The following is a 25,762-nucleotide window of genomic DNA, read 5'->3' as shown; positions in this document are numbered from 1 at the left end:
GGGTCGGACGATAGCGACGGGAACGACGGGTCGGACGATAGCGACGGGAACGACGGGTCGGACGATAGCGACGGGAACGACGGGTCGGACGGTGCGGGTGCCGGTGGCGCGGATATCAACCCGGACGTGCCCAACCCGCTGGACTTACAGACCGACGGCGACGACTCGGCGAACGGTTCGACCAACGACTCGGCGGTGTCGGTCGCGGCCGTTCGGACGAGTCGGGCGACCGTCGACGCGGGCTCGCGGGTCGAGATCACGGTCGAGTTCGACGGGACCGGCAACGGAACGGAGCAGGTGCCGCTGACGGTCGACCGCCGGGATGCGAACGGGACCGACAGCGTGGCCGAGGAACTGTCGGTGGCCGTGCCCGATACCGAGACGGAGACGGTCTCGGTTGCGACGACGATGGAGCGACCGGGCGAGTACCGCGCCACCGTCGGCAACCGGACGGCAGCGTTCTCCGTACTGGCACCCGTGCCGGACGGGAGCGACGACGGGTCGGCGACCGACCGGTCGACGGCCAGCCGATTCGATGCGTCCGCCCCTGCGGACGACCCCGGCGAGTCGACCGCAGCGACGACGACAGACACGACGACGACGGCCGACGGTCCCGGATTCGGACCGCTCGCGGCGGCGATCGGGCTGGTGCTGGCCGGGTTGCTGGCCGCCCGTCGGCGGCTCGACTAGCGCTCTCGCTGGGCGAGTCCGGCGAGATGTGGGGCCTGTTCGACGATGATCTCCTCGGCCCCGAGGCGGGCGGCGTTCTCGCTGCCCGGGAGACAGAAGACGACAGCGCTGTCGACGATGCCCGCGGTAGCGCGGGTCGCGACGACTTTCGTCCCGATCTCGTCGTAGGAGAGGGTTCTGAACAGTTCGCCGAAGCCGGGTAACTCCTTGTCGAACAGTGGGGTGACGGCCTCGATGGTCACGTCGTCGGGTGTGACGCCGGTACCGCCGGTGGTGACGACGGCGTCCACGTCGCCGCGGCCGGCGACCGCGTCGACGGTGTTTTGCACGCCGTCGTGGTCGTCCCGGATCACGTCCCTGACGGCGACCTCGTGGCCCGCGTCGGTCAGGGCGGCCTCGATGGTGTCGCCCGCGGGGTCGTCCTCCCGTGTCCGTGACGACGAGACCGTCACGATGGCCACGCCGAGGGACTCGGGATCGTGTGCGTGGTGATCGTGGTCGTGTTCGTGGCGATCGTGATCGTGGTCGTCACTGTCGTGGCCGTCGTCCGCCTGGTCCGACGGCTCCGTATCGGCCGCCTCCGCGTCGGCCTCGGCGTCGTCTTCGTCCTCGTCGAGAGAGCGTCGCGTGTCGCGTGACTGGAAGTCGACCATAGCGGACCTTCCGGTCGCGTCCCCTAAACACTCCCGCACGTCCCCGGTGATCCTGGCCACCGGGACCGATTCGGCCCGCCCCTCGAACCGACGGTTCGATGGCCAACGGTCCAATGTGCCGAAGAGAAGCTATTAATAATAATGCGAACTGAGTTACATATAATGGCACGGTACCATTTCGTCTGCCACGACTGCGAGGCAGAAGCGATCGTGGCCGATCGCGAGTCGGCCGCGGGACGGCGCGACGATCACGTTGCACGGACCGGGCACGAGGCGAGTTTCGCGGCGTTCGTCGCCGCTTCCGACGGGGTGTGACCGAACGGCTCGGTCAGTCGTCAACGTTTTGCACGCGCCGGCCGAGCAGACGGGTATGCAGGCAGTCCAATTCTCCGAGCACGGCGACACCGACGTCATCGAGTACGGCGAGTTCCCGGACCCCGAGCCGGCCGACGACGAAGTCCTCGTGGACGTGAAGGCGGCGGCGCTCAACCACCTCGACGTCTGGACACGGCGCGGCCTTCCGGGCATCGACCTGGAGATGCCCCACATCCCCGGCAGTGACGCGGCGGGCGTCGTCACCGAGGTCGGCGCGGACGTGGACCGCTTCGAGGAGGGCGATCACGTCGCCGTCTCGGCGGGCGTCTCCTGTGGCTCCTGTGAGTTCTGTCGCGACGGCGAACCGACGATGTGCGTGGACTTCCACATCCTCGGCGAACACGTCCGGGGCGTCCACGCCGAGCAGGCCGCGGTCCCCGCGGACAACCTCGTGCCGGTGCCCGACCACGTCGACTGGGAGGTCGCGGGGTCGGCGTCGCTCGTCTTCCAGACCGCCTGGCGGATGCTGGTGACCCGTGCTGACCTCCAGCCCGGCGAGAACGTGCTGGTACTCGGCGCGAGCGGTGGCGTCGGGCACGCCGCGCTCCAGATCGCGAAGTACCTCGGTGCGGAAGTGTACGCGACCGCCAGTAGCGAGGAGAAACTCGACTACGCCGAGGAACTCGGCGCGGACGAGGTCATCAACTACGAGCAGGAGGACTTCGCCGACGCGGTCCGGGAGATTACGGGCCACCGCGGCGTCGACGTGGTCGTCGACCACATCGGGGCCGCCACCTGGGACAACTCGCTTGCCAGCCTCGCGAAGGGTGGCCGGCTGGTCACCTGCGGTGCGACCACCGGGCCCAACCCCGAGACCGACGTGAACCGCATCTTCTGGAACCAGCTGAAAGTCATCGGCTCGACGATGGGTACCCCCGGTGAGGTCGACGACGTGCTGGAACTGGTCTGGGAGGGCGAGTTCGAGCCCCGGATCCGGGACACGCTGCCGATGAGCGAGACCGACCGCGCCCACGAGATGCTCCAGGATCGTGAGGGCTTCGGCAAGGTCGTCGTCAGACCCGACAGCGAACTGTGAGCGACGACACGTACGTCCACGAACCGGGAGCCGTCGAAGACAGCGACGGCGACACGACCGGAGACGGTGACGATCCCGGCGATGCCTACCCGCGCAACACCGTCGGCGACGTGGACGAGGAGTTCGACTGGCGTGGCTGGCTGCTGGTCGCCGCCATCGTCGTCGCCTTCCTGCTGGTCCCGGGCGCGCTGTACCTGCTGCCCGCGGCCCGCGGGAGCGTTGCCGCCCTCGGCTGGGGCTGGCGGAACACCTATTTGGCCCTGCCGCTGATCCCCGCACTCGTACTGGCCGCGATCGCGGTCTGGTCGGCAGTCAGTTCGCGCTCGAGCTGAAGCTGCTCTCAATTTTGATAGCGACGAGGGAACCCTTATTCTCGGGGTTGGCGTTGTCCCGACAATCGGAGCGATGCAACTCCAGTATACGCCCTACACTGCGCCCGTGTTTCTCTCGGCAGTCGTCGGGCTCGGTGTGGGTGCCTTCGCGTTGAAACATCGGGAGCGTCCAGGGGCCTTCCCGCTCGCGGTGTTTCTCATCGGCGCGAGCTTCTGGTCGTTCGCGGAGGGAATGAACCTCGCGACGGTGCCGCTCGAGTCGAAGTTCTTCTGGACGCGCATCGAGACCGTGTTCTCGTGTGTGATCGCGTTGGCCTGGCTGACACTTGTACTGGAGTACACCGGGAACGACGAGTGGGTCACGCCCCGAACTATCGCGCTCTTGCTGATCGAACCGGTCGTCGTCGTCGGGGCGACCGTGCTTCGACCGGCGCTGCTGTGGACGGAAGTGTCGACCGTCGAGACCGCCGGGTTCGTCGCGTTCGAATCGGTCACCGGGCTGCTCTACGACGTCCACGTCATCTACTCGTACCTGCTGGTGTTGCTCGGCGGGGCGCTGTTGTTGCGTGTCATCCTCTTCGCCGAGGGCGTCTACCGGACGCAGGCCACCGCGCTGTTGATCGCGATGTTCATCCCGCTCGTGGGTAACGCACTGTACGTTTTCGGGTACCTGCCGCCGGGAATCGACCCGACGACCGTCGGGTTCCTGATCAGCGGGATCATCGTCGCCGGCACGATCCTGCGCGGCCAGTTACTGGAACTGGTTCCGGTCGCCCGCCATCTCGCACGCGACGAGATTCTGGAGAACATGGAGGATCGCGTGATCGTCCTCGACGACAACCAGCGGATCGCGGACATCAACCCGGCTGCCGCGGAGTTGCTCGATCGGTCCGAAGCCGCCGCGATCGGGGAGCGACTCGAGACGGTCCTGCCTGACCTGGCCGCCTTGCTGGACGACGAGGCTGGGACACACGTCCAGACGGAACTCTCGCTGGAGGGTGAGGAAGGTGCCCGATACTACAACGTTCGGGTCTCGCCGCTTCGCCGTGCGCGCGGTGCCGTCGCCGGGACGCTCATCAGCCTGCGTGACGTGACCGACAAACGCCAGCAGCGCCAGCGACTCGAGGTCCTCAACCGACTGCTCAGACACAACCTTCGCAACGAGATGAACGTCGTCGCGGGCAACGCCGAACTCGTCGAACGTCAGCTAGCGGATCCGGACCTCCGTGAACGCCTCGATCGGATCACGGAGACGGCGACCCGGATCACCGACCAGAGCGACAAGGTCGGACAGGTCTCACGGACGTTCGACGAGGACGGGACGGTGATGGTCGACCTCGGCGAGGCAGTCAGGACCGAAGTTCGGGACGCCCGCGACCGCTATCCGGCCGCGGAGATCACCGTCGACGTGTCGACGGATCTGGACATCGAGGTCGACCCCGCCATCGCCATCGCGCTCGACGAACTCATCGCCAACGCCGTCCAGCACAACGACACCGATCACCCGACGGTGACCGTTCGGGTCCGCGAGGCCGACGACTTCGCGGCCCTGGAGGTCGCCGATAACGGCCCGGGGATCGACCCCCACGAACTGGCCGTCCTCGAAGAGGGCGAGGAGACGGCGCTCGAACACGGGAGCGGCGTCGGACTCTGGGTCGTCTACTGGACCGTCGAGCAGTTCGGCGGCCGTCTGGAGTTCGAGAACGACGACTCGGGCTGTACCGTCACGGCGTTGCTCCCGGACGCCGACGAGGAAGACGATCCGGGGACCGAGCAGTCCGACGGTATCGACGGCTTCCGACAGGCCCTGAACCCGTCGGATATCGGGTTCTCGGCCGACGACTGAGTTACCAGTCGATCACCTGCCGGTCCCGCCAGAAGCGCCCGCGGGGGCAATCGGGCTTGAATCGCGCGAGCCAGACCGGCGTATCCGCGCCTTCCTCGGGACTGCGCTCGGCGTCCGGGCCGCCCATAGCCGTGCGGGTCCAGCCCGGACAGGCGGCGTTGGCGATGAGCCCTTGATCGCCGTACTCGGCGTCGAGGTAGGCCGTCAGCGCGTTCAGGCCGGATTTGGAGATCCGGTAGGCGGGCATTCCGCGTCCGCCGTCTCGCCGGAGCGCCGCCAGCGCCGAGGAGACGTTGACGACCCGACTGCCCCTGCGCCAGAGCAAGAGCGGGAGCGCGTACTTCGTGAGCAAGAGCGGACCGCGAAGATTGGTGTCGAGGGTCTGGTCGATGACGCTCGTCGGCATCTCGGCGAGCCCCGACCGACTGTCCATCACGCCGGCGTTGTTCACGAGGACGTCGAGCCGGCCCTTTTCGTCGTCGACACGGTCGACCGCGTCGACGACGGCGTCCTCGTCGGTGAGGTCGAGTTCGAGCGGGACCAGCTCCGAGCCAGTCACGTCTTCGGGGTCCCGAGCGCCCGCGTACACCGTCGCCCCGCGGTTCGCGAGGTCCGAGGCGATAGCCGCCCCGATGCCGCGGGTCGCGCCGGTGACCAGGGCGACCTGGCCCCCGAGCGAGTTGTACGTCTCGACCTCCATGCGTCACCGAGCGACGGCCATCGGCAAAAAGCCGACCCGCCAGTTACCAGCTCTGAGAACCCTTCTCCACCGATCCCGCTCCTCGCTCGACGATTTAGTTACACCCTCGAAGGGGTAAATTACGCCAAATATATAGCAAAATATTATATGTGTGGAACAACCTATGAAGATGTGGGGGTAGCGGAATGCAAACCTTGCAAGCAAATCGTAAGTTACTGTACTCAGCCGGGTTGACGGCACTGCTTATCGCTGTAGTGGCGATGGGGATGGTGGCGGTCCAGCCCGCAGCGGCGACAGGCGTATCGACACAGACGACGGACGAGGCCGAATTCGGGAACGTTACTGCCGAAGTAACGAAAGAGACGCTGTTCACCGGGAAGGTCTCGAAAGTCGAAGTCACGTACACCGCACCTGAGGGGGAAACCGTCGACATTACGGTCGCGGACGAAACGGAGACCGTGACGGCCGACGGGACCGAAAGTCACGTGACGCTCCGCGTCGGGGCGTTCTTCTTCTTCGGTGAACACTACCCGGTCGACGTGTCGGCGTCCATCGAGGGCGGCGAGACGGTCGACGGGACGATCAACGCGGACGACGGCGTAGTCACGCTCAAGTCCGTCGGCGGCGAGCCGGAACCGGAACCCGAACCGGCGAACTTCGACGTCGGAACGCCGAGCAGCAACTCGCCAGTCGTCGAAGGCGAGACGCTGACGGTCGACGCGACCGTCGAAAACACCGGCGAGTCCGCCGGCACGCAGACGGTCGAACTGAACGTTGCGGGTAGCGTGCAGGACAGCACGGACGTCTCCCTGGACGCCGGCACGAGCGAGACCGTCTCGCTCTCCTGGACGACGACCGAGGGTGACGCTGCTGACTACACTGCGACGGTCAGTAGCGCGAACGACAGCGCGTCCACCGACGTGACGGTTACTGCACCTGCCACGCCCGCCGACTTCCAGGTGTCGAACCTGAACGCGCCGGCCGAGGCGACCGTCGGCTCGACGATCAGCGTCTCCGCCGACGTGACCAACGAAGGCGGTCAGGAAGACACGCAGTCCGTCGCGTTCGGTATCGACACCGACGACGACGGCGAGCTGGAAGAGATCACCGCACAGGACGAGACCCTGGCGAGCGGTGCCAGCACGACGGTGACGTTCGACGTGGACACCAGCGACCTCGCCGCGGGCACCTACACTCACGGCGTCTCCACGCAGAACGACACCGACACTGCCCAGATCACCCTGAACGCGCCCCAGCAAGCGCCGAACTTCCAGGTGTCGAACCTGGACGCGCCGGCCGAGGCGACCGTGGGTGACACGATCTCCGTCTCCGCCGACGTGGAGAACGTCGGTGACGGTGACGACACGCAGTCCGTCGCGTTCGGTATCGACACCGACGACGACGGCGAACTGGAGGAGATCACCGCGCAGGACGAGACCCTGGCGAGCGGTGCCAGCACGACGGTGACGTTCGACGTGGACACCAGCGACCTCGCCGCGGGCACCTACACTCACGGCGTCTCCACGCAGAACGACACCGACACCGCCCAGATCAGCCTGAACGCGCCGGTCGTTGATGGTACGATCGAAGGGACGGTCACCGACCAGAGTGACAGTGCCATCGAGGGTGCCACCGTCTCGGCCGGCGGGCAGTCCACGACCACCGCCGCCGACGGCAGTTACTCGCTGACCGTCGAGGAAGGCGACTACACGGTCGAGGTCACTGCCGACGGCTACCAGTCCGACAACGCCACCGTCTCCGTGACGGCCGGCGAGACGACCACGCAGGACTTCTCACTCAGCGAGACGGGTCCGACCTACCAGTCGTTCACGGCGTACGCCGAGAGCGGCTATCTGCAGGTCGGGACGAACAACCTGCGCTCGCCCCTGCCGGACTGTCCGAACGGTGTGCCCGAGAACGAGTCCAAAGGCTGTGTGAAGTTCACGGCCGACTACGACCCGGAGACGGGTGACTACACGGTCTCGCCGGAGAACTTCGAGTTCCCGCCGATTCCGTTCGACGACACCACGCTGGGTACGGTCCCGGCCAACAACACGCTTCAGGGCACCATCACCGGCAACCTGAACGCAGAGACGGGCGAGGCGTCGTTCAACGCGCCGATCTTCTCGTTCCTCGAGGACCCCGCGCTCGACGACAGCTGTGGGCTCGAGGTCAACGTCGAAGGGACGACCGGCACGAGCGGCAACCTGACTGGCTCACCCGGTCCGGTTCAGGACGACGGCACGGCCCGCTCGACCCTGGTCGACGGGACGTTCAGTATTCCCGCAGCGACCCAGGAGACCTGTGGCTTCCTCGCCACCGCGGTCAACAACGACGTCGGCCTGCCGGCCGGCGCTGGCGAGAACGAGATCGTCCAGAACCTCTACATCGAGTTCAGCGAGGAGACGGTCGAGAACAACCCGGACGCCCCGAGCAACTCGGGTAGCTAATCCGGATCGCGACGCGGACACTCACTTCATTTTTCACGACCCACACACGACGAGCAACAGCACGGCTCTCCGGCGTCGGACAGCCGGGACTCGGGCACGGAAAACGGCGAGAGAGTTGTGAAACGTCGAGAAAACGAGTTTACTCTTCGGTGTCCCGGCGCATCGCGATCTCGAACCAGGGACAGAGCCGGAGCTGGCGGTACCACTTGGGGTTCTGGTGGAGCCGTTCGTAGGGGACCCACATGATGCCGGCCACTTCCTCGGGGTCGGGATCGAGCGTCCGGTCGGTCAGGGTGGCCTGCAGCACGGAACAGACCTCCCACTCGATGCCCTCGTTGGGGTAGTAGCGTTTGTACTCGAAGCGGTCGGTCACTTCCAGATCATCGTACTGGTCGGGTGTGACGCCGAGCTCCTCTTCGAGGCGCTGGCGGGTCGCGTCTTCCTGACTCTGGCCCTGGACGGGGTGGGACGCGACGGTGCCGTCCCAGTGGGTGTCCCAGAGGCGCTTGTCGGGGCTGCGCTGGGCCAGCAGGATGTTGTCGTCCTCGTCGAACAGCAGCGACGTGAACGCGCGGTGTCGGATCCCGTCGCCGGTGTGGGCATCGAGGCGATTGACCGTCCCGAGCTCCGTGTCGTCTTCGTCGACCTTTACGACCGCCTGTCGGGCGTTCTCGTGTTCGGTATCGCCCCCGTCGGAGTCTATACCTCCAGCCGTCTCCTCTGAACTCATGGCTGTGCAATCGGCGAGCGGGTTGAAAAAGGAATCGAGGTTGCTCAATCAGTCCGTCGCCGGATCGGGGCGGTAGGTCGGGCCGACCGGAAGCCGGACGGTCCCCGGATCCGTCCGCAGATGGACCGCACTCGCCGTCCGGAGTTCCCCGTCGAGGCTGAACGTCGCCGACGCGTCCTCGACGACCGACACCGACAGCGCCGGCGTCCGGAACCGGGTCACGCCCTCGGCGTCGGTACCGAGTACCCGTTCGAGCATCGCGGAGCGCGCGAGGTCGGCCAGGCTCGACCCCGGTCGCTCCTCGACGACGGTCACGTCGAACCACGGGTTCGCGCCGCGACCCACGCCGGCCGCCCGCCCGGGTGCGAGAGCGCCCGCAGCGGTCGTCGACGCCATCCGCGAGGATCGGGTCGCGCCACGGGTCGACACCAGGCCCCCACCGACTGCACGGAGTTCTCTACCGGCGGATACACTCCGAGAAGGGGAACCTGACCGAACCGGAGTGGGTTTCGCCAGGCGTCGGCGCACCGCCCGGAGCGGAGTGACCGCGACGGCGGCGTCCGTCTACAGAGCTACTCCCAGTCGTACCCGAACTCCTCGGAGGACCGGTGGATGTAGTCGTTTTCGAGGACTTCGCTGACGATCCGACCGAGGTCGTCGAGTTCCCCTTCGATCTCTCGGGCGTCGTCCCGATCCAGCCCCGCCTCGGCAAGCGTGTCCGGACCCTCGGGGAGCGACGGCGCGCGGTAGCCCACGTCCTCGGCGGTGGGGTTGTAGTGGAAGTCGAGGCGCTGGAACGCCCCCAGCTCGCAGGTAGCCTCGAACTGCGCGACCGAGAGGGAGGTCCCTCGGCGCCACTCCTCGAAGCCGTCCTCCCACGCTCCGGCCGACAGCATCTCCGAGAGCGCTCGCCGGGGCGCGTCGTCGCCGGTCCACTCCTCCGCTTCCTCGACTGATTCGTAATCGCCCGGATCGCCGGGGCCGCTGAGCCGTGGCGGGTCGGGAACCTCGACATCGAGTGACATGGGCTACCGTTCGGTCGGCAGGTGTATGTGCGTTCCCCCGGCCTGCGCTCGGCGAGGCCGACCCGGGGGCTCGCGGGCAGGTTCGCTCCCAGATTCCGAGGTCGCGGCGCGACTTCGCCTCGCTACCCGAGTCGTTCGTCCAAGATTCGGCTCAGATCGATTTCGTGAAACGGACGGGTTCGCGCGGTCGCTCACCCGAGCCGCTCGTCCAAAATCAATCTGGTCTTCGTACTCACGACTTCGTCCAACTCCCGGGCTTTCGTAATCAACTCGTTGACCCGCTCGGTGTCGGCGGCGTCGACGACCAGCACGATATCCTCCTCGCCCGAGACCTGCCAGACCGAATCGACCTCCTGCCACTCGACGATCCGATCCGAGACCGCGGCGGTGTCGACGTTGACGTCGACGCTGATCTCGATCATCGCCTTGACGTTCCCGGTGGACGTGGCGACGGTAAAGCGCTCGATGACACCGTCCTCGACCAGCCGCTCGACGCGGTTCCGGACCGTCCCCTCCGAGGTCCCCACCCGATCCGCGATCTCCGTGTAGGCCGTCCGGGCGTCCCGGCGCAGAATGCTCAGGATCTGCCGGTCCAGCTCGTCCATTGAGATATGCAGGTACTCACCCGCCGTACTTGAGGATTGCGAAATTCGTAACTGCGCTTCGAAAGCAACACTTATCAGCGCCGGACGGATACGCATCTCGTAATGACGGACGCCTACGTGGCTATCGAGGGCGGACGCGTCGTCGAGGCGCGCTCCCGCGCTCCGGGCACGACTCGTGGGGAACTGGTATTCACGACCGCGTACACGGGATACGAGGAGAGCCTGACGGATCCTTCCTACGAGGAACAGATCCTGACGTTCTCGTACCCGCTGATCGGGAACTACGGCGTCCGAGAGGAACGCTTCGAGTCCGACCGCGTCCACCCGCGTGGCGTCGTCGCCCGCGAACTCACCGAGGACGTGGCCGAGTGGCTCGAATCCGAGGGCGTCCCGGCGGTCGACCACCTGGACACGCGCGAACTCGTCACGGGCATCCGCGACGAGGGCGCGATGAAGTGCGGGATCGCCGCCGGCCCGGACGCCACCGAGGAGGACGCACTGGCCGAACTGGAGCAGTGCAAGCACATGTCCGATCACACGGAGATCGGCGCGCAGGTCAGCGTCGGCGAACCCGAGGTCTTCAACGAGGACGGTGACGGCGAGACCGTCGCGCTGATCGACTGCGGCGCGAAGGGCTCGATCATCGACTCGCTGGTCGAACGCGACGCGACCGTCCACGTCCTGCCCTACGACGCCACCGAGGACGACGTGGCCGCGGTCGACCCCGACCTGCTGTTCATCTCCAACGGCCCCGGCGACCCCGAGAACTTCGAGCAGACCAAGACCCTCGTGGACAGCTACGCCGGCGAGACGCCGATGGCTGGCATCTGTCTCGGCCAGCAGGTCGTCGCCAGCGCGCTGGGCGGCTCGACGGAAAAGATGGAGTTCGGCCACCGCGGCGTCAACCAGCCCGTCCGCGACCTCCGGACCGATCGGGTCGTCATGACCACCCAGAACCACGGCTACACCGTCGCCGAACCGGGCGAGAAGCTGGAAGTCACCCAGATCAACGTCAACGACGACACGCCCGAAGGACTGGAGAACGACGACCTCGAGATCATCACCCGCCAGTACCACCCCGAAGCGAACCCAGGGCCCAACGACTCGAAGGGCTTTTTCGACGACGTGCTGGCGATGGCCGAGGACTAGTCCCGCTCGACCGGTTGGCCCCGGTAGGTGACAGTAAACTCTTCCTCCGTTTCGCCGTCGGCCGACTCCGCCGAACCACTGCTACCGTCACCCGACCCGTCGGTCGGGTCCCGTGCGACCGGTCGCCCGCGATACATCACGCGGCTCATCGCCCCGTCGTCCTCGACTGGCTCCGGTCGCTCGACCATGTGTTCGCTGACGAACTCGGTTATCCCGTCGAGGACTGCCTCCTCTGTCTTCCGGTGGACCCAGCAGTGGTACGCGCTCTCCGGCGTCTGTAAGACGAGCCTGTGCTTCCGGAAGCCGGTACTGTACCGGACCGCCGCGACCGACTCGTGGGGAACCGTGACGACTGCGTCGCCGTCGCTCTGACCGACGAGACAGAGCGTTCGGCGGCCGGTCACGAGGACGACCGTCCTGAAATCCCCATCTGGCGCGATGGTGTTGCTCTTTATGCCGCGGCCGATTCCTCGCTTCCCGTTCGTCAGGACGTACACCGGTGCCTCCGTCTCTTCGAGGTACGTCACCGGCGGGTCGTTCAGCGGAGCCTGCTGTGAGAACCGGCCCTCGCGCCCGGCCAGGACTGACATCGTCACCGAATCGTCGGACGCCATCTCCGCGAGCACGAACGCTCGCTCGGCGACATCGGAGTCCGTCATTCCGCCTCCAAGTCGACGTAGACAACTACCGTTGGGTGGCTCACACGACAGTCGTCGTATCGCTCCGTTATCAGGGTTCCGAACGTAGTGTTTTATGTCTTATATGGGTCTATTATTCTCTTGTCTGTGAATTGAGCGAACGTATGTCCAGCAAATAGATGATTCGTGTGGGATGCGCCGATTCGGGGTCGCGGTGCTGACGGGGGACTCGTGGTTCGTCGCTCGCAGTGAGAAGGAGACAGCAAGGATAGTCACAGGGTCGGGCCGACTCTACACCGCCGACCGGCCGCCGGCCTTGATCTCGCCGAGTTCGGTCTCCATGATCTCGTACTCGGCGAGGTACTGGCTGCGCACGTCCTGGAGGCGTTCTTCCATGTTCTCGTCGTTCTCCTTGAGCGTCTCCAATTTCCGGTGGACCAGATCGATCTGGTCGGCAACCGCCTCCTCGCCCCGCAGGTTCATGAACTCCCGGCGGTAGGCGTCGACCAGCAGGACGGCGTAATCCTCGGTGTCGAGGTAGGCCGATCCGTTCAGGGACGGTTCCGGGTTCGTCAGCACGAGGCGGGCGAACAGGCGCGGGTGGGCGTCGACGAACTCGTCGGGTTCGGCCCACGGGTCGACGCCTTCGGCGCGGGCGGCCCCCTCGTAGTTCTGGGGGACCACGTCGTCGATGACCTCGGGCGGGTCCGAGAGCTCGAAGGCGTGGTCGACGATCCGTGCGAGGTCGGTGTGGAGGTCCTGCCAGGCGTCGCGGTACTCGCGGCTCGCCGTGAGGAAGGCGCTCACGTCCGAGACGAGATCGGGGTAATCGCGGGAGATGTCGGCGACCACGTCGTCGGGCACGCCGGTGTCTTCGATCTCGGGATAGGCGGGCATCCCCGCCGGCGGGTTCGTCCGGTCCCAGCGCTCGCGGTTGGTCGTGAGCCACTCCAGAATCCGGTCGATGCCCGTCGCGACGATCCGTTTGACGTACGGTCGGCGACGGAGCTTGCGGCTCTCGGCCGCGGCGTCTTCCAGCCGTCTGGCGTACCAGCCCACGATCACGAGCAAGACGACCGTCCCCAGCGCGCCCGCGATCGTCGCCAGCGTCTGGGCCGCCTGCAGGCTCTCCGTGAAGGCGGTGATGAGCACACTTACGACGACCCCCACCACCGCGATCGCAAGTATCTGAACCACTACCGAAAGTATCCGTGTCGTACTGTTGTCCCTATCTAGCATCTCCCGTCCCCTCCGATACGTCTCCCCGATAACCTGTGTGGGTACTTAGGGACTAGCATCTTTCACATCTCCTGTCAAGCGTCCCGGATATCGGCGCGGGCCACGGCCCGAACCGCCGCGAGGCCGCTTCGTCGGCCCGGCGGACGATCCGAGTTTGGGAAGACGTCGCGGACAGGCTCGCGGCTCCGATCCCGAGATCACCACAGCGGGTGAAAAACAGTCCCGGCAGATCCGGGTCGCGACGTTGCGCGTTCAGACGCCCGTGCGACCGGCTGACTGGTTCTGCTCCCGGTTCTGTGCCAGCACTGCGCCGATCGCACCGAGGACGAGCGGGTAGAGCAGACCCGTGAGGAGGACCGCAGTCGCCAGTTCGGGGCCGATGGTGACCGAGACCGACCGACCGCCGATACTCGCCGACTCGGAGTACTGGAAGAGAAAGCGCCCGATGACGGCGAGTGCGAGATAGCCGGCGACGACGGACGCACCGACCGCGGCGACCCGGTCCGTCTCCAGGCCGCGAACACCGGCCTGCTGGTAGGCAACGTAGCCCGCGCCGATCAGCACGACGACCGGCACGAGCATATAGACGAACGACGGGATCGTACTGGTCAGTCCCGTCCCCGCCGAGGCGAACTCGTTCCCGGCCATCTCGAAGATGTTGTAACTCTGTGACCGGCTCTGTCCGGCCGCGGTCTGTGTCGAGGATAGCTGGACGTTGTGCGCGCCGTAGAACACCCACCCGACTGCCTTCCAGGCAGCGAACTCACCGGCTGACTCCAGGCCGTCGATCATCGTCAACAGAAAGGTGACTAGATACCCGACGACGTACGCTGCGGCCCCAACGATGGCCCCCGTCTGGAGGCTCTGCTTGAACACGTCTCCGACACTCGCCGACTGCTGTCTAACACCTGCCATACTGTCGTGTTGTGAAACACCTGTGAAATTACTGCTGATTTACTCGATCGCCCCATCCGCGACGCTAGGGACCAGTGAAAACTGGCAGAAAAGGGTACAGCGACCGGACGAGCGACGGCGTCGCGCCCTCAGTAGTCGCCCCAGTCGCGGGTGTCCTTGGGACGGGTCGCCACGTCCTGGACGTTCAGCGGCTGATCGGCCGACTCGATGGCCTCCAGGGCCGCCTCGGCGCTCTCGATGGTCGAGAAGTACGTGATCGTCTCCTCGACACAGACCTCGAGGATCTCGCGGTTGCGCGAGACCACCAGGTCGATCTCGCCGTCGCGGAGGCGCTGTTTCACGTTCTCGATGTCGGCGCTGTCGAGGTCTTCCACGTCGAAATGGTCCTCGAAGCCGATCACCGGCAGGTCGACGACGGCCGTCCCCTCGGTGGGAATCGGCTTGCCGACGGACATCTGGGCCTTCTGGTAGGCCTTCCCGAAGGAGCCGGCGGTACCCATGACCTCACCGGTCGATTTCATCTCCGGACCCAGCCGCGGGTCACTGCCCGGCAGGCGGTCGAACGGCAGGACGACCTCCTTGACCGAGACCTGATCGGGAATCTGTTCGTCCACGTCCAGATCGTCGAGGGTCGCGCCAGCCATGACCTTCGCGGCGAGTTTGGCGATGGGGACGCCGGTCGCCTTCGAGACGAACGGCACAGTGCGCGAGGAGCGCGGGTTGGCCTCCAGCACGTACACCGTCTCGTCTTTGACGGCGAGCTGGACGTTGAGCAGGCCAACGGTATCGAGTGCGGTCGCGATGTCCTCGGTGACCTCGCGGACGCGTTCGAGTACGTCCTCCGAGAGCGAGCGCGGCGGGATCATACAGGCGGAGTCGCCGGAGTGGACACCAGCCGTTTCGACGTGTTCCATGATGCCGCCGATCAGCACGTCGTCGCCGTCGGCCACGGCGTCGACGTCCAGTTCGACGGCGTCGGCGAGGAAGTCGTCGATGAGGATCGGTTTGTCCGGGGAGACCCGAACCGCTTCCTCGATGTAGGTTTCGAGGTCCTCGTCGTTGTAGACCACGTCCATCGCGCGGCCGCCGAGCACGTAACTCGGGCGCACGAGGACGGGGTAGCCGATCGACCGGGCGATCTCCAGGGCTTCCTGCTCGGAGGTCGCCGTGCCACCCTCGGCCTGGGCGATGCCCAGGTCGTCCATGAGTTTGTTGAAGCGGTCCCGATCCTCCGCGAGGTCCATCGCCTCGACGGCGGTGCCCATGATCTCACAGTCGAGGTCGCGGCGTTCGAGCTCGGCTTCGAGGGGTTCGCCGATGTCGACGGAGGTCTGGCCACCGAACTGGACCATCACGCCGTCGGCGTTGGTCGTCTCGACCACGTCGGCGACTTCCTCGGCGGTGATGGGCTCGAAAAAGAGGCCTTCGGAGGTGTCGTAGTCCGTCGAGACGGTCTCGGGGTTGTTGTTGACGACGTGGGCGTCGATGCCCATGGCCTCCAGCGCCTGGACGGCGTGGACCGAACAGTAGTCGAACTCGACGCCCTGCCCGATCCGGATGGGGCCCCCGCCGACCACGACGACGCTCTCCACGTCGGTGTCGACCTGGACCTCGTTGCGGCCCAGTCCCGAGAGCGGTTCCCGGGCGGAGTAGTAGTACGGCGTCGAGGCGGCGAACTCGCCCGCGCAGGTGTCGACCTGCTTGAACGCGCGGTCGGGGGTCTCGGCGTCGACCTGCTCGACGGTGACGCTCCCGCCGTCAGCCTCGACCTCTTCGCTGTCGACCTGCTGTGCCTCGTCGCGGTCGGGCAGCCAGGAGGCGTGGGTGTCGTTGAACTCGCCGCCGGCGATGGCGGTGATCTCCTGGTCGGTGAACCCTTCCTCGGCGGCGGCCGCGAAGTCGCCCGCCGCGGCCGCGGTGGCGGAGTCGGCGATGCGCTTGTAGCGTTCGAGGTACCACTCGCGAATCTCGGTGAGGGCGTTGACTTCCTCGACCGTGTAGCCGCGCTCGAAGGCCTCGAAGATGGCGTAGGTGCGGTCGGGCGTCGGCCGCTCCAGATAGTCGCTTTCGAGTTCGTCGTCGCTCACGTCCGCCCAGTCGACGGCGGGGTCGTACTCGCTCGAACGCAGGGCCTTCAGCATGGACTCCTCGAAGGTCCGGCCGATGGCCATCGCCTCGCCCGTGGACTTCATGGCCGGCCCCAGCTCGAACTCCACGTCGCGGAACTTGTCTTTGGGCCACCGGGGCACCTTCGTCACGATGTAGTCGATCGCCGGCTCGAAGGCGGCGGTGGTCTGGCCGGTGATCTCGTTTTCGATCTCGTGGAGGCGCTTGCCCATCGCGACCTTGGCGGTGACGCGGGCGATGGGGTAGCCGGTCGCCTTCGAGGCCAGCGCGGAGGAACGGGAGACACGCGGGTTGACCTCGACGACGCGGTACTCGCCGCCGGGCGTGCCGTCGTCGTGCCAGGCGAACTGGATGTTACAGCCGCCCTGGATGCCGAGCTCGCGGATCACCTTCAGCGCGGTGTCGCGCATATCCTGATGGCCCTCGTCCGGGATGACCTGACTGGGCGTGACGACGATGGACTCGCCGGTGTGGATGCCCATCGGGTCGATGTTCTCCATGTTGCAGATGATGATACAGGAGTCGTCGGCGTCCCGCATGACCTCGTACTCCAGTTCGATCCAGCCGTCGATGGACTCCGTGATCATCACGCGGTTGTCCCGCGAGAGGCTGAGCCCCTTCCGGGTGGCCTCCTTCAGCTCGTCCATGTCGTCGATGACGCCCGACCCCTGGCCGCCGAGCGTGTAGGTGGTCCGCATGATGACCGGCAGACCGCCGACCTGTTCGACGGCGTCCTCGACCTCGTCCATGGATTCGATGGTCACCGACTCGGGGACGGGTTCGTCGATGGACTCCATGCGCTGGCGGAACATATCCCGGTCCTCGGTCGCGTAGATGGTGTCCAGCGGCGTGCCCATGACCTCGACGTCGTGTTCGTCCAGCACGCCCTCCTCGGCGAGTTCGGCGGTGACGTTCAGCCCGGTCTGGCCCCCGAGGCCGGCGATGACGCCGTCGGGCTGTTCCTTCCGGATGATCTCGGCGATGGCCTCGGTGTTGATCGGCTCGATGTACACCTTGTCGGCCATCTCCGGGTCTGTCATGATCGTCGCCGGGTTCGAGTTGACCAGCACGACCCGCGCCCCTTCCTCCTGGAGCGCACGGCAGGCCTGCGCGCCGGAGTAGTCGAACTCCGCGGCCTGTCCGATCTTGATCGGCCCACTCCCGATCAACAGGATCGTCCGGTCTTCTGAGTCGTCCGTCATTGTCCGTCCCCAGTTCGCTCATCGTAATAAGCCCGGCGATAGGTTGCGAGCATCGTAAGCGAATTTCGAAATTCGTATTGTGTCGGGTTGGCACGGCTCGGTCGCCGCGGCGACCGGCCAGTCAGCGCAGTCGGTCTGTGAGTTTGCCGACGCGGTCACGGACGATATCGTCGTGTCGGTCCCCGAACTGCCGGATTCGGATCGCGGCGACGACCGAGAACGCGGCCAGCAGCAGGCCCGCGACCACGTCGGTGCCCCAGTGGATGCCCAGGTACATCGTCGAGACGGCGACGCTTCCGGCCGCGAAGACGGCCACCGGAAGCCAGTATGGGTACGCGTCGCGGGTCCGGTAGGCCATCAGTGCGACGGTCGCCGACAGCGACGTGTGCAGGGAGGGGAAGACGTTGGTGTTGCGGTTGATCTCGCTGGTGAGCAGTTGCGAGCGCGGCCAGTGCGTATAGAGGAGGGGCTCGACCACGTCCGGCATGAAGTTTCGCGGGCCGTACGCGATGAAGGCGAGATAGCAGATCAGCCCGATCCCGTAGTTGAGGATGTACGCGATGGTCAACTCCCGCATCGGTCGCTGGTCGTCCATGGCCAGGTACGCGACCAGCGGGAAGATCATCAGGAAGGCGTAGCCGTAGACGTACACGTTCGAGAAGTACGTCGTCAGGATCGGGGCGGCGAACGTCTGGACCTGCCCGACGAACGCCCCCTCGATGGCGTGGATCGTACTGGTGACCCGGACCCCGACCAGCTGGGACAGGTTGGTACTCATGTCGCGGATGAAACTGTTCATCGCCAGCACGCCGGCCAGCACGGCCGCGACCGGTCCCGTTTCGCGGAGCCGATTCCGGATCTCGGTTCGCGTCTCCCGGAGCCGTCGCGGGCCGACGAACACGAGCGACGCGACGACGAGCATCACGCCGACCACGCCGAGCACACGAGCGGAGAGTTCGAGTAGTGTCACTGTATCACCGTCCGAGGAGCCTGCCGCTTTCGTAGCGGAAGCCTGCCTCCTGCCAGGCCTGCTGGATCTGCGTTTCGTCCAGTTCGCCGTCGGCCCCGAGGAACGGGAGGACCGGGTGGTCGCCGTTCCATTCGAGGGTCGACGGGAGCCAGTCCGTGCCCGCGAGCGGGCTCGCGGCGGGTTCCGCGTACCCGTCAAACACCGCGTCGGCGAGGTGGCCGCGGTCGAGCAACCGGCCCAGAACGCGGCGGAACTGGTAGTTGTGCAGCGGCGGCCGCCGCGTGTTGTATCCCAGCACGTAGTAGGAGTTCGCGGGCCGGGTCAACAGTTCCAGTTCGGCCGCGTTCTCGATCCGGTCGACGGTGTCGACCCCGATCCCGTTGATCGCGGCGTCGAGCGTCCCGTCCGCGGCTGCCTCGACGAGGATCCCGTCGGATACGTCCGCCTGCACGACCAGTCGCTCGAAGGGGAGCCCACCGTCCATCCACGCCGGAAATTCCCCGCTGCCGGCCCGGTGGAGGAAGTGCTCGTCGAACCGCCGCAAGACGAGTTCGACACCCGAGGGCTGTTCGGCAAAGGCCACCGGCCCGCTCCCGACCGCGGGGACGTTTTTCGTCACCAGTGCCTCCGTCACCTGCCCGCCGACGTCGACGCCGCCGAGGGTAGCCGGTCGCCGCCGCTGTTGCCAGACGTGTTCGGGCAGGATCGGCACGGTGAACGCGCGCCGGGCGACGGCCGCAGAGCAGTCCGCAAACGCGAACTCGACAGTCCGGAGGTCGTTCGCCCGCACGCTCTCGATCAGGCTGGCCTGGCCGTGATACCGCGGGACGGGGACGAACCCGTCGGTGTCCGAGGCCGACGTGTCCGTGATGAACCCGTAGGTGAAGGCTACGTCGTCGGCGGTCAGCGGTTCGCCGTCGTGCCAGCGCTGGTTGGGCCGCAACCGAACCGTCGCCCGGAGGTCCTCGCCGCGGCGCTCGAACTTCCAGCTGTCGGCCAGCCAGGGCTCGATCCGGTCGCCACCGACGGCCCGGCCCAGCGAATCGTACAGCAGGTTGGTCAGGATCGTGTTGTCGCGGTACCGCACCGACAGCGGGTTGAGGTTCTGGATCTCCTGCTGGTAGGTCGTCCCGATCCGGAGTGTGCGCGGACTCGCCGCCGCATCGGCGGTCGCTTCCAGTCCCAGGTATCCGAGCGGCGAATCCAGATTCGCTTGCTCCCAGCCGGTGAACCGGTCGGTCCGGACCGCCCGGATCGTCTCCGGGAACCCGAGGATGCTGAACGGCTGGGTTCGCGCGATGGTCCCCTGGAGCGTTGCGACCACGTCCCGCCGTTCCTGTCCGGTCGCGCGCCGCTGGCGCTGGAGCAGGTCGTCGACCTGCGCGTTCGAGTAGCCGAAGGGATTGCGCCAGCCCGGAGCCAGGACGCCCGTCGAGTGCAGGAGTGGGTACAGGGTGTCCGGCGTCCGGGGAACGTCCGGCGTCCGCCCGACGAACAGGTCGAACTGATGGTTGACGAGGATCTGTCGCCGCAGTTCGTCCTCGGCCGTCGGGACGATCCGGGCGTCGACACCCGCGGCCTGGAGCCACTCCCCGACCGCCCGCGCCAACCGGAGCGCGTAGGGGTCCGCGTCCGCCGGCAGCGTCTTGATCCGCAGTGTCGTCTGGCCATCACCACGCCAGCCGAGCAGGGCCTGGAGCCGGTCGAGACAGCCGGCGCTCGCGCCGGCCGCGCCCGTCGCGGCTCCGGCGAGGAGCTTCCGCCTGGTCACGCCGTCTCGGCCCGACGACATTGTGTTGCGATTACGTTTAGCCGTGCCCGCTATATCCCTTCTGTCTTCGGGAACCTCAGGTTCCCGGTCGTCATCCACCGTTTCAGGCCGCGTCTTGGTCCCGGGATCGCTCACAACCCGAACAGCGGGACGGCCAGCGAGACGAGCCAGGCGAGGAGGGCGATCCCGACCAGCGCGCTCCCGATCCGTCGCCGCCGACTCCCGGGGGCACCTGCGGCCCGCGCGCTCGCGCCAGCCGCCAGCAATCCCGCCGCGAGCGCGACGCCGACCCGGTGCTGGACGAGTTGGGGTCCCGGGAACCCGACGCCGACTACCGCGAAATCGGCGGCGAACGCGACCAGCAGTGCCGCCACCGTCACGCCGAACGCCCGGAGCGGGCCGACCGCGGACCCCTGCCGGTACGCCATCGCGGGCACGCCCAGCGCCACGACCGGGTACAGCACCGCCGCGAACAGCTTCGGGTGTATCCACGGCAAGATCGTTTCGAGCGCCATCCCGGCCAACCTGACGCCGAGATAGAGGCCGCCGACGCCCGCGGCCAGGCGCAGTTCGTCGCCGACCCAGTCGTCGCCGGTCCGCACGACCTCGAGTGCGCGGCGACGGAGCGAGTCGGTCCGGCGACCGACGGCGAGGGCAACCGCCGGCAGTGCCAGCGCTAACAGGTCGACGACCGTGATCCCGCCCGCGCCGCGACTGCCGTACCCCGAGAAGTTCCGGCCGCGGACGCGGACGCCGGGCTCGTCCGCGAGGTCTTCTTCGAGGAGTTCCTGTGAGCCCCGCGTCGAGGTGACCGTGTGGCGCAGTCGGAACCAGTCCCACCACTCGGCGTGGACCTGGACGGCCGTCCACGCCCCGTCGGGTGCGCCGAACGCCCGGACGTGCTGGCGCGTCCCCAGGTACGTGCCCGCGTGGAGCTGGAAGTCCTGTTCGAGCCAGCGCGCGCGTCCGCCTGCGGGGTCGACGTACGTGTACCGCAATGCACCGTGGGTCGCCGCCCACGTCAGGTGGATCGCGGGACCGTCGACGCTCAGGTTCCCCTGTGGCCCGGTGTCGACGTCGATGTCCTCCATCCCGGGAAGCGGGACCGACGCGTCGCCGGACGGTTCCGCCACGTTCGCTCGCTCCCAGTCGACGGCCGCCTCGCGGGTCAGCACCTGTCGCGCACGGGCGGTATCCCCGCGAACCAGGACGTTGATCGCGAGCGTCTTCCCGTCAGTCGACCGTCGCTTGCTCGTGTAGGGCCAGAGCCGACTCTCGCCGTCGGCCGGTTCGATGAACGCTCGCGTCGGCGCGTCCGCGTCGGCGACGCCGAAGGCCCCGCCGCCGACGGCGAGACAGGCCACTGTGGCGACGAGCGCGACGGCCCAGCCCAGTCGCATACGACCATACATCCGACAGAACGATCAAAACTGTCCCGGTCGTGACCCGTCCGGTCACGGACCCCGGGACACGACCGCTCGTGTGGCGGTGCGACGCTTCAGGACCCGTCCTGGAAGCGATATCGGTAGGGCTGGTCGCGGATGACCTCGACTTCGCCGGTCTCGGCGTGTCGACCCAGCACCGTCGCGATCTGGTGGGCACTGTCGAACTCCTCGCCGTGCTCGTCCAGCAAGTCAAGAATCTCCCGCGCTGTCAGTGGCTCGTCGGCGTCCGCGTCGTCGAGCACGGTGCGGATGCGTTCGAATCTGCCCTGACGTAAGCGCATACGCATACACACGCCCTACTATCACATTAAACGGCGTCAGACACCCGTCGGACGGCCGTTCGACGAAAACCCACCGACGGCACCAACCCGTCTGTGTCAGCCACTGTCATACGAACCGTTCGATTCGGCGAACGCGATTTAAATTCGCTGTGCACCCGGGCAAACCTCGCCGGTCCGTGTCAGGGCGCGGCGCGCGACGCGGTCTCCCGGACGATCACGTCGTCGCCGACTCAGACCGCCCGGTCGTGTTCGGACTCGAAGTCCCGCTCGCGCCGGTACGTCTCGACGAACTCGCTCACGTCGAACTGGAGCATCTGCTCTTCGAACTCGGCCATGGCGTCGTCGTCGCCGGCGTGACTCATCGCGTGTTCCATGAGTTCGACGAGCAACTCGACGACCACCTCGTGGAGTTCCCGGGAGTCGAAGTCCGTGACCCAGATGGCGCTGTAGCCCACGTCGCCGTCGTCCGAGAGGTCCGCGCTCGCTACCTCCCCGGGGAACTCCTCGATCATCATCCCCATCAGGTGGGCGGTGGTGAACTCGTCGAACTCGTCTGCGGGTTCGACCGTGGCGCGCAACACGTCCGCCATCGACTCCGGGACGAACCGGCCCAGCGGGTGGACGTCCATCACGACCCCGTGGGCGTCGCCACAGTCACAGTCGAACTCCCGGACGCCGAGGTCGAGTTCGCGGGGACCGACGACTTCACCACAGGCTAGCTCCAGGTCGTCGCTCCCGTCGCCCGGTACGCGCGGTTCTGGCATCGCCGACGGGTAGGATTCGCGCTCGGTTAAACGCCGCGGGTCGGGACCGGCTCAGTACACGTCGTTCTGGCTCCCGGGCTCCTCGTACTCTTCTTCCACGTCAGTGGGTGCCGCCTGCCCGGTCCGGAGTTGCTGGTACGCCCGCGTGGTCACCGCGATACCGAACACGCCGATCACCGCGCCGACCACCACGCTGACGAGGGCGTTCACTGTCGGGCCGAGGACACTGCCGATCATACCGCTGACGAAGCCGATGACGCCGCCGATCACGCCGAGGATGATGAGCAGCCCGAAGAGGTACCAGCGGTTCCCCTTGGCGACACTCCAGCTCTCGCTCAGGGCGCTGATCGCGTTCTCGTCTTCGAGCGCCACCGCCTGCCGGACGAAGACCAGCGACACGGCGAGGAACGTAGCCAGAACGAACCCGCCGATGATGAGGCCGATCAGTCCGACCACGAACCCGACGGTGACGATCACGAACACGAAGATCCCGGCGAGGAACCCGTTCACGGTCGCCAGCGGTAGATTGTCCGTGAGCCCGTCGGGCAGTCGATTCGGGTTGGACGCGGCGAACACGCGCACCCCGACGATGCCCAGTGCCTCGCCCACGAACGCCAGCGCGACGAACGCCACGGCCAGCAGTGTGGGCGGGAGCGACACGGCGAACGGCAACACGCCGACTTCGTTCTGGAACTGGTCCAGACTTCCCGTCTCGGCCATCTGCGGGCCGAACTCCTCGATGACGAACTCGACTACGACATCCATCAACGACTGTACGACGACGGTGTTCGCGAACCCGAGCGCGAGAAACGCACCGACGAGGTACGCGCCCGGTTGCGTGAGTATTCGGTCGATTCCGTCGCTGAGGGCCTGCTCGATGTCCAGGGACATAATGACAGGCTCACAACAGGACGTGATAACAGTGTCGCTCTGGATCGGTCGGTGGCGTGTCGTCCGTCGGTCGGGACGGCTGTGTGACGGTCAGGGCCAGTCGTCGCGGCTGTCTTCGACGTTCTGGTCGGGGGTGTCCGGTTCGCCGAGCTCCCAGTCGGCGGCTGCGGCGGCGTCTTCGACCGGTAGGAACTCCCAGCCGACGGCCTCGGCCAGCGCTTCGTCCTCGTCGTCGGTCCCGACGAAGACGTGCCGTTCGGTCTCGAACTGCCCTTTCACGTTGTCGAGGCTCTCCTCGCGGCCCCGTGGGCCCGAGAAGAAATCCTGGCGGATCCGGTGTTTGCGCGTGAAGTTGGTCACGACGTAGGTCGGCTTCTCGGAGACGACGCCGACGTACTCGCTCCACTGGCGCGCGTCGTTGAACACCGAGTCCGGATGGGCCAGTTCCTTGAGCGCGCTCAGATCGAACGCAAGGGTCATGTCGCTGCTCGCGCCACCGTTCATACCACACGGTCGGCCCGGCCCGGAGAAAACGCCTTCGATACGCGGGTTCACGAACGCGCGGCGGCCCTCCTATCCGCTCACTCGGACTCGGCGGCCGCGGGCGCGTCGAGGTTCTCCAGATCCACGTCCTGTTCGAGCAGGACCTCCTTCTGGTCGGCGACTTCACGCTCCTCGCGGATCAGCTGTTTGTACTTCGACTGCGGGGCGAGGTCGCCGATGAGGACCCCGCCCACGAGCTTGCCGTCCTTGAACGCCAGTCGCCGCCACTCCGTGTCGGAGTACTTCCGTTCGGCGTGGTCGTCGCCAAGCGTCGGATGGCCAAACGAGAGGAAGGGGAAATCGAAGTGCGTGATCGAGTAGGAGGAGACCCAGCGGAACGCCTCGCTCGCCTCGTCGGCGACCATGTTCTGCCCGGCGACCGCGCCCTGCTCCTTGGCCGAGCCCCAGGCCCCGTTCTGGGTGTAGTCGTCGAGGATGGTGTCGTAGAAACGGGTGATGTCGCCCGCGGCGTACACGTCCTCGACGTTGGTCTGCATATACTCGTCGACGACGATGCCGTCGTCGAGTTCGACGTCGGTGTCCCGGAGGAACTCCGTGTTGAAGTTCAGGCCGATGGCGACGCCGACGAACTCGCCCCCGTAGGCCTCGCCGTCGGGATCGACCGCGCCGGTGACGACGCCGTCGTCGTCGGTCGTGAAGTGATCCACACCGGAGTCGAAGACCGGGGTGACCCCGTTCTCTTCGAGCGCGTCGTGGATGATCTCCGCACCCTCCAGCGAGAGGGCGTAGCGCCACCAGCGGTTGCCCCGCATCAGGTAGTGGGCGTCGATGTCCTGTGCGGCACAGATGGCCGCGAGGTCGATCCCGAGCAGACCCGCCCCGACGACGATCCCCGTGTCGGACTCGTCGGCGTGCTCGCGGATGGCCCGGGCGTCCTGAAAGGTCCAGAAGTGGTGGATTCCCTCGGCGTCGGAGTTGTCCACGGGGAGCTGGGTCGGCGTTCCCCCGGTCGCCAGCAGGAGTTTGTCGTACTCGATCTCGCCGCTGTCGTGGGTGGTGACGACCTTCTCGTCGGTGTCGACACCGGTCACGACCGTGTTGAGTTCGAGGTCGATGTCCCGTTCGGCGTACCAGTCTTCCTCGTGGATCGAGATGGGGGCTTCGGGTAGTTTCCCTTTGGCGAACTCCTTGATGAGAATCCGGTTGTACAGCGCCTCACCCTCCTCGGTGACGACCGTGATGTCGGCATCGGGGTCCTGTTCCCGGATTGTCTCAGCCGCGGAACTCCCCGCGATACCGTCTCCGATGATCACGTGCGACGCGCTCATAACTCGTCGTTTGCATACCGGGCCTAATGTGCATTGCTATCCGCGTGAGTTTCGCCCGCCGACCCCGCCACCGTGGTCCGATCCCATCGCCGCCGG

The 25,762-nt window shown here is 66.7% G+C and carries 25 protein-coding genes; 7 read left to right on the top strand and 18 right to left on the bottom strand.

Going from position 1 to position 25,762, the window contains the following annotated elements; genetic code table 11:
- The coding region (locus tag BMX17_RS24960) for a PGF-CTERM sorting domain-containing protein (protein ID WP_211611260.1) at positions 1-690 on the top strand (690 nt) is incomplete at its 5' end.
- On the opposite strand, the gene BMX17_RS01520 is transcribed toward BMX17_RS24960, so the two are convergent.
- Complete coding sequence (locus BMX17_RS01520; RefSeq protein ID WP_092656919.1) at positions 687-1,343, bottom strand: MogA/MoaB family molybdenum cofactor biosynthesis protein; 657 nt, start codon at positions 1,341-1,343, stop codon at positions 687-689. The two genes, BMX17_RS24960 and BMX17_RS01520, sit on opposite strands and share 4 nt — an antisense overlap.
- 162 nt (positions 1,344-1,505) lie before the next feature.
- Here BMX17_RS01520 and BMX17_RS25800 point away from each other — a divergent pair, with 162 nt between their 5' ends.
- The 4 genes from BMX17_RS25800 (at position 1,506) to BMX17_RS01505 (ending at position 4,932) form a co-directional block, all read left to right on the top strand.
- Entirely contained in the window at positions 1,506-1,658 is a 153-nt protein-coding gene (locus BMX17_RS25800) for a hypothetical protein (protein WP_170845282.1), read from the top strand.
- 55 nt (positions 1,659-1,713) lie between these two features.
- Positions 1,714-2,754: a zinc-binding dehydrogenase gene (locus BMX17_RS01515; RefSeq protein ID WP_092656917.1), complete on the top strand. Its 1,041-nt coding sequence runs from the start codon at positions 1,714-1,716 to the stop codon at positions 2,752-2,754.
- Complete coding sequence (locus BMX17_RS01510; protein WP_092656915.1) at positions 2,751-3,086, top strand: DUF7977 family protein; 336 nt, start codon at positions 2,751-2,753, stop codon at positions 3,084-3,086. Before BMX17_RS01515 ends, BMX17_RS01510 begins: the two co-directional genes overlap by 4 nt.
- A 73-nt stretch (positions 3,087-3,159) precedes the next feature.
- On the top strand, positions 3,160-4,932 hold the full coding sequence (locus tag BMX17_RS01505; protein ID WP_092656913.1) for a histidine kinase N-terminal 7TM domain-containing protein: 1,773 nt from the start codon (positions 3,160-3,162) through the stop codon (positions 4,930-4,932).
- Position 4,933: 1 nt separating this feature from the next.
- Here the strand turns inward: BMX17_RS01505 and BMX17_RS01500 are convergent, their stop codons facing one another.
- Positions 4,934-5,632 carry an SDR family NAD(P)-dependent oxidoreductase gene (locus tag BMX17_RS01500; protein ID WP_092656911.1) on the bottom strand — a complete coding sequence of 233 codons (699 nt, stop codon included), beginning with the start codon at positions 5,630-5,632 and terminating at the stop codon, positions 4,934-4,936.
- Positions 5,633-5,892: 260 nt separating this feature from the next.
- On the opposite strand from BMX17_RS01500, the gene BMX17_RS01495 reads away from it, so the two are divergent.
- On the top strand, positions 5,893-8,082 hold the full coding sequence (locus tag BMX17_RS01495) for a CARDB domain-containing protein (protein WP_170845296.1): 2,190 nt from the start codon (positions 5,893-5,895) through the stop codon (positions 8,080-8,082).
- A gap of 139 nt (positions 8,083-8,221) precedes the next feature.
- On the opposite strand, the gene idi is transcribed toward BMX17_RS01495, so the two are convergent.
- The 4 genes from idi to BMX17_RS01475 all read right to left on the bottom strand — a co-directional run bounded on the left by idi (position 8,222) and on the right by BMX17_RS01475 (position 10,442).
- Positions 8,222-8,812, bottom strand: coding sequence for an isopentenyl-diphosphate Delta-isomerase (gene idi, locus BMX17_RS01490; RefSeq protein ID WP_092656907.1), 591 nt, complete (start codon positions 8,810-8,812; stop codon positions 8,222-8,224).
- Between the two features lie 48 nt (positions 8,813-8,860).
- The gene (locus BMX17_RS01485) at positions 8,861-9,241 is read right to left on the bottom strand and encodes a hypothetical protein (RefSeq protein ID WP_139203398.1); all 381 of its coding nucleotides are present in this window, start codon (positions 9,239-9,241) and stop codon (positions 8,861-8,863) included.
- Between the two features lie 143 nt (positions 9,242-9,384).
- Complete coding sequence (locus BMX17_RS01480) at positions 9,385-9,837, bottom strand: DUF7992 family protein (RefSeq protein ID WP_092656903.1); 453 nt, start codon at positions 9,835-9,837, stop codon at positions 9,385-9,387.
- 191 nt (positions 9,838-10,028) lie between these two features.
- Complete coding sequence (locus BMX17_RS01475; protein ID WP_092656901.1) at positions 10,029-10,442, bottom strand: Lrp/AsnC family transcriptional regulator; 414 nt, start codon at positions 10,440-10,442, stop codon at positions 10,029-10,031.
- A 102-nt stretch (positions 10,443-10,544) separates the two neighbouring features.
- Here BMX17_RS01475 and carA point away from each other — a divergent pair, with 102 nt between their 5' ends.
- Positions 10,545-11,591 (top strand): glutamine-hydrolyzing carbamoyl-phosphate synthase small subunit, encoded by a 1,047-nt coding sequence (gene carA, locus BMX17_RS01470; RefSeq protein WP_092656899.1) that lies wholly within the window; start codon positions 10,545-10,547, stop codon positions 11,589-11,591.
- Here carA and BMX17_RS01465 read toward each other — a convergent pair.
- From BMX17_RS01465 to BMX17_RS01410, 12 genes are all read right to left on the bottom strand, one after another.
- Complete coding sequence (locus BMX17_RS01465; protein WP_092656897.1) at positions 11,588-12,250, bottom strand: hypothetical protein; 663 nt, start codon at positions 12,248-12,250, stop codon at positions 11,588-11,590. The two genes, carA and BMX17_RS01465, sit on opposite strands and share 4 nt — an antisense overlap.
- A gap of 270 nt (positions 12,251-12,520) precedes the next feature.
- Positions 12,521-13,381, bottom strand: coding sequence for a hypothetical protein (locus BMX17_RS01460; RefSeq protein WP_139203395.1), 861 nt, complete (start codon positions 13,379-13,381; stop codon positions 12,521-12,523).
- Positions 13,382-13,720: 339 nt separating this feature from the next.
- A complete protein-coding gene (locus BMX17_RS01455) occupies positions 13,721-14,383 on the bottom strand; it encodes a DUF7978 family protein (protein ID WP_211611257.1) in 663 nt (220 codons plus the stop codon).
- A 128-nt stretch (positions 14,384-14,511) separates the two neighbouring features.
- Positions 14,512-17,712, bottom strand: a complete 3,201-nt coding sequence (carB, locus tag BMX17_RS01450; RefSeq protein WP_092656891.1) for a carbamoyl-phosphate synthase large subunit — start codon at positions 17,710-17,712, stop codon at positions 14,512-14,514.
- Positions 17,713-17,833: 121 nt separating this feature from the next.
- Positions 17,834-18,682: a phosphatase PAP2 family protein gene (locus tag BMX17_RS01445; protein WP_211611256.1), complete on the bottom strand. Its 849-nt coding sequence runs from the start codon at positions 18,680-18,682 to the stop codon at positions 17,834-17,836.
- 4 nt (positions 18,683-18,686) lie between these two features.
- Positions 18,687-20,474, bottom strand: coding sequence for an ABC transporter substrate-binding protein (locus tag BMX17_RS01440; protein WP_092656889.1), 1,788 nt, complete (start codon positions 20,472-20,474; stop codon positions 18,687-18,689).
- Between the two features lie 110 nt (positions 20,475-20,584).
- Entirely contained in the window at positions 20,585-21,853 is a 1,269-nt protein-coding gene (locus BMX17_RS01435) for a hypothetical protein (RefSeq protein WP_092656887.1), read from the bottom strand.
- A 98-nt stretch (positions 21,854-21,951) separates the two neighbouring features.
- On the bottom strand, positions 21,952-22,179 hold the full coding sequence (locus BMX17_RS01430) for a hypothetical protein (protein WP_092656885.1): 228 nt from the start codon (positions 22,177-22,179) through the stop codon (positions 21,952-21,954).
- Between the two features lie 230 nt (positions 22,180-22,409).
- Entirely contained in the window at positions 22,410-22,943 is a 534-nt protein-coding gene (locus BMX17_RS01425; protein WP_092656883.1) for a DUF5815 family protein, read from the bottom strand.
- A gap of 51 nt (positions 22,944-22,994) precedes the next feature.
- Positions 22,995-23,834 carry a DUF7847 domain-containing protein gene (locus tag BMX17_RS01420; protein ID WP_092656881.1) on the bottom strand — a complete coding sequence of 280 codons (840 nt, stop codon included), beginning with the start codon at positions 23,832-23,834 and terminating at the stop codon, positions 22,995-22,997.
- A 90-nt stretch (positions 23,835-23,924) separates the two neighbouring features.
- Positions 23,925-24,338, bottom strand: a complete 414-nt coding sequence (locus BMX17_RS01415) for a DUF7124 domain-containing protein (protein WP_092656879.1) — start codon at positions 24,336-24,338, stop codon at positions 23,925-23,927.
- Positions 24,339-24,415: 77 nt separating this feature from the next.
- On the bottom strand, positions 24,416-25,666 hold the full coding sequence (locus tag BMX17_RS01410) for an NAD(P)/FAD-dependent oxidoreductase (RefSeq protein WP_092656877.1): 1,251 nt from the start codon (positions 25,664-25,666) through the stop codon (positions 24,416-24,418).
- Between the last annotated feature and the right edge of the window lie 96 nt (positions 25,667-25,762).

It is taken from the genome of Halorientalis persicus (assembly GCF_900110215.1).
In the GTDB taxonomy this organism is placed as follows: domain Archaea; phylum Halobacteriota; class Halobacteria; order Halobacteriales; family Haloarculaceae; genus Halorientalis; species Halorientalis persica.
The sequence above is the reverse complement of the archived record's forward strand: the minus strand, read 5'-3'. Positions and strand labels throughout refer to the sequence as shown.

Excerpts from the sequence above, each read along its gene's own strand:
- BMX17_RS01520 (WP_092656919.1), bottom strand. The coding sequence starts at position 1,343 with ATGGTCGACTTCCAGTCACGCGACACGCGACGCTCTCTCGACGAGGAC.
- BMX17_RS25800 (WP_170845282.1), top strand. The coding sequence starts at position 1,506 with ATGGCACGGTACCATTTCGTCTGCCACGACTGCGAGGCAGAAGCGATC.
- BMX17_RS01515 (WP_092656917.1), top strand. The coding sequence starts at position 1,714 with ATGCAGGCAGTCCAATTCTCCGAGCACGGCGACACCGACGTCATCGAG.
- BMX17_RS01505 (WP_092656913.1), top strand. The coding sequence starts at position 3,160 with ATGCAACTCCAGTATACGCCCTACACTGCGCCCGTGTTTCTCTCGGCA.
- BMX17_RS01500 (WP_092656911.1), bottom strand. The coding sequence starts at position 5,632 with ATGGAGGTCGAGACGTACAACTCGCTCGGGGGCCAGGTCGCCCTGGTC.
- BMX17_RS01495 (WP_170845296.1), top strand. The coding sequence starts at position 5,893 with ATGGGGATGGTGGCGGTCCAGCCCGCAGCGGCGACAGGCGTATCGACA.
- idi (WP_092656907.1), bottom strand. The coding sequence starts at position 8,812 with ATGAGTTCAGAGGAGACGGCTGGAGGTATAGACTCCGACGGGGGCGAT.
- BMX17_RS01480 (WP_092656903.1), bottom strand. The coding sequence starts at position 9,837 with ATGTCACTCGATGTCGAGGTTCCCGACCCGCCACGGCTCAGCGGCCCC.
- BMX17_RS01475 (WP_092656901.1), bottom strand. The coding sequence starts at position 10,442 with ATGGACGAGCTGGACCGGCAGATCCTGAGCATTCTGCGCCGGGACGCC.
- carA (WP_092656899.1), top strand. The coding sequence starts at position 10,545 with ATGACGGACGCCTACGTGGCTATCGAGGGCGGACGCGTCGTCGAGGCG.
- BMX17_RS01465 (WP_092656897.1), bottom strand. The coding sequence starts at position 12,250 with ATGACGGACTCCGATGTCGCCGAGCGAGCGTTCGTGCTCGCGGAGATG.
- BMX17_RS01455 (WP_211611257.1), bottom strand. The coding sequence starts at position 14,383 with ATGGCAGGTGTTAGACAGCAGTCGGCGAGTGTCGGAGACGTGTTCAAG.
- carB (WP_092656891.1), bottom strand. The coding sequence starts at position 17,712 with ATGACGGACGACTCAGAAGACCGGACGATCCTGTTGATCGGGAGTGGG.
- BMX17_RS01440 (WP_092656889.1), bottom strand. The coding sequence starts at position 20,474 with ATGTCGTCGGGCCGAGACGGCGTGACCAGGCGGAAGCTCCTCGCCGGA.
- BMX17_RS01435 (WP_092656887.1), bottom strand. The coding sequence starts at position 21,853 with ATGCGACTGGGCTGGGCCGTCGCGCTCGTCGCCACAGTGGCCTGTCTC.
- BMX17_RS01430 (WP_092656885.1), bottom strand. The coding sequence starts at position 22,179 with ATGCGCTTACGTCAGGGCAGATTCGAACGCATCCGCACCGTGCTCGAC.
- BMX17_RS01425 (WP_092656883.1), bottom strand. The coding sequence starts at position 22,943 with ATGCCAGAACCGCGCGTACCGGGCGACGGGAGCGACGACCTGGAGCTA.
- BMX17_RS01420 (WP_092656881.1), bottom strand. The coding sequence starts at position 23,834 with ATGTCCCTGGACATCGAGCAGGCCCTCAGCGACGGAATCGACCGAATA.
- BMX17_RS01415 (WP_092656879.1), bottom strand. The coding sequence starts at position 24,338 with ATGAACGGTGGCGCGAGCAGCGACATGACCCTTGCGTTCGATCTGAGC.
- BMX17_RS01410 (WP_092656877.1), bottom strand. The coding sequence starts at position 25,666 with ATGAGCGCGTCGCACGTGATCATCGGAGACGGTATCGCGGGGAGTTCC.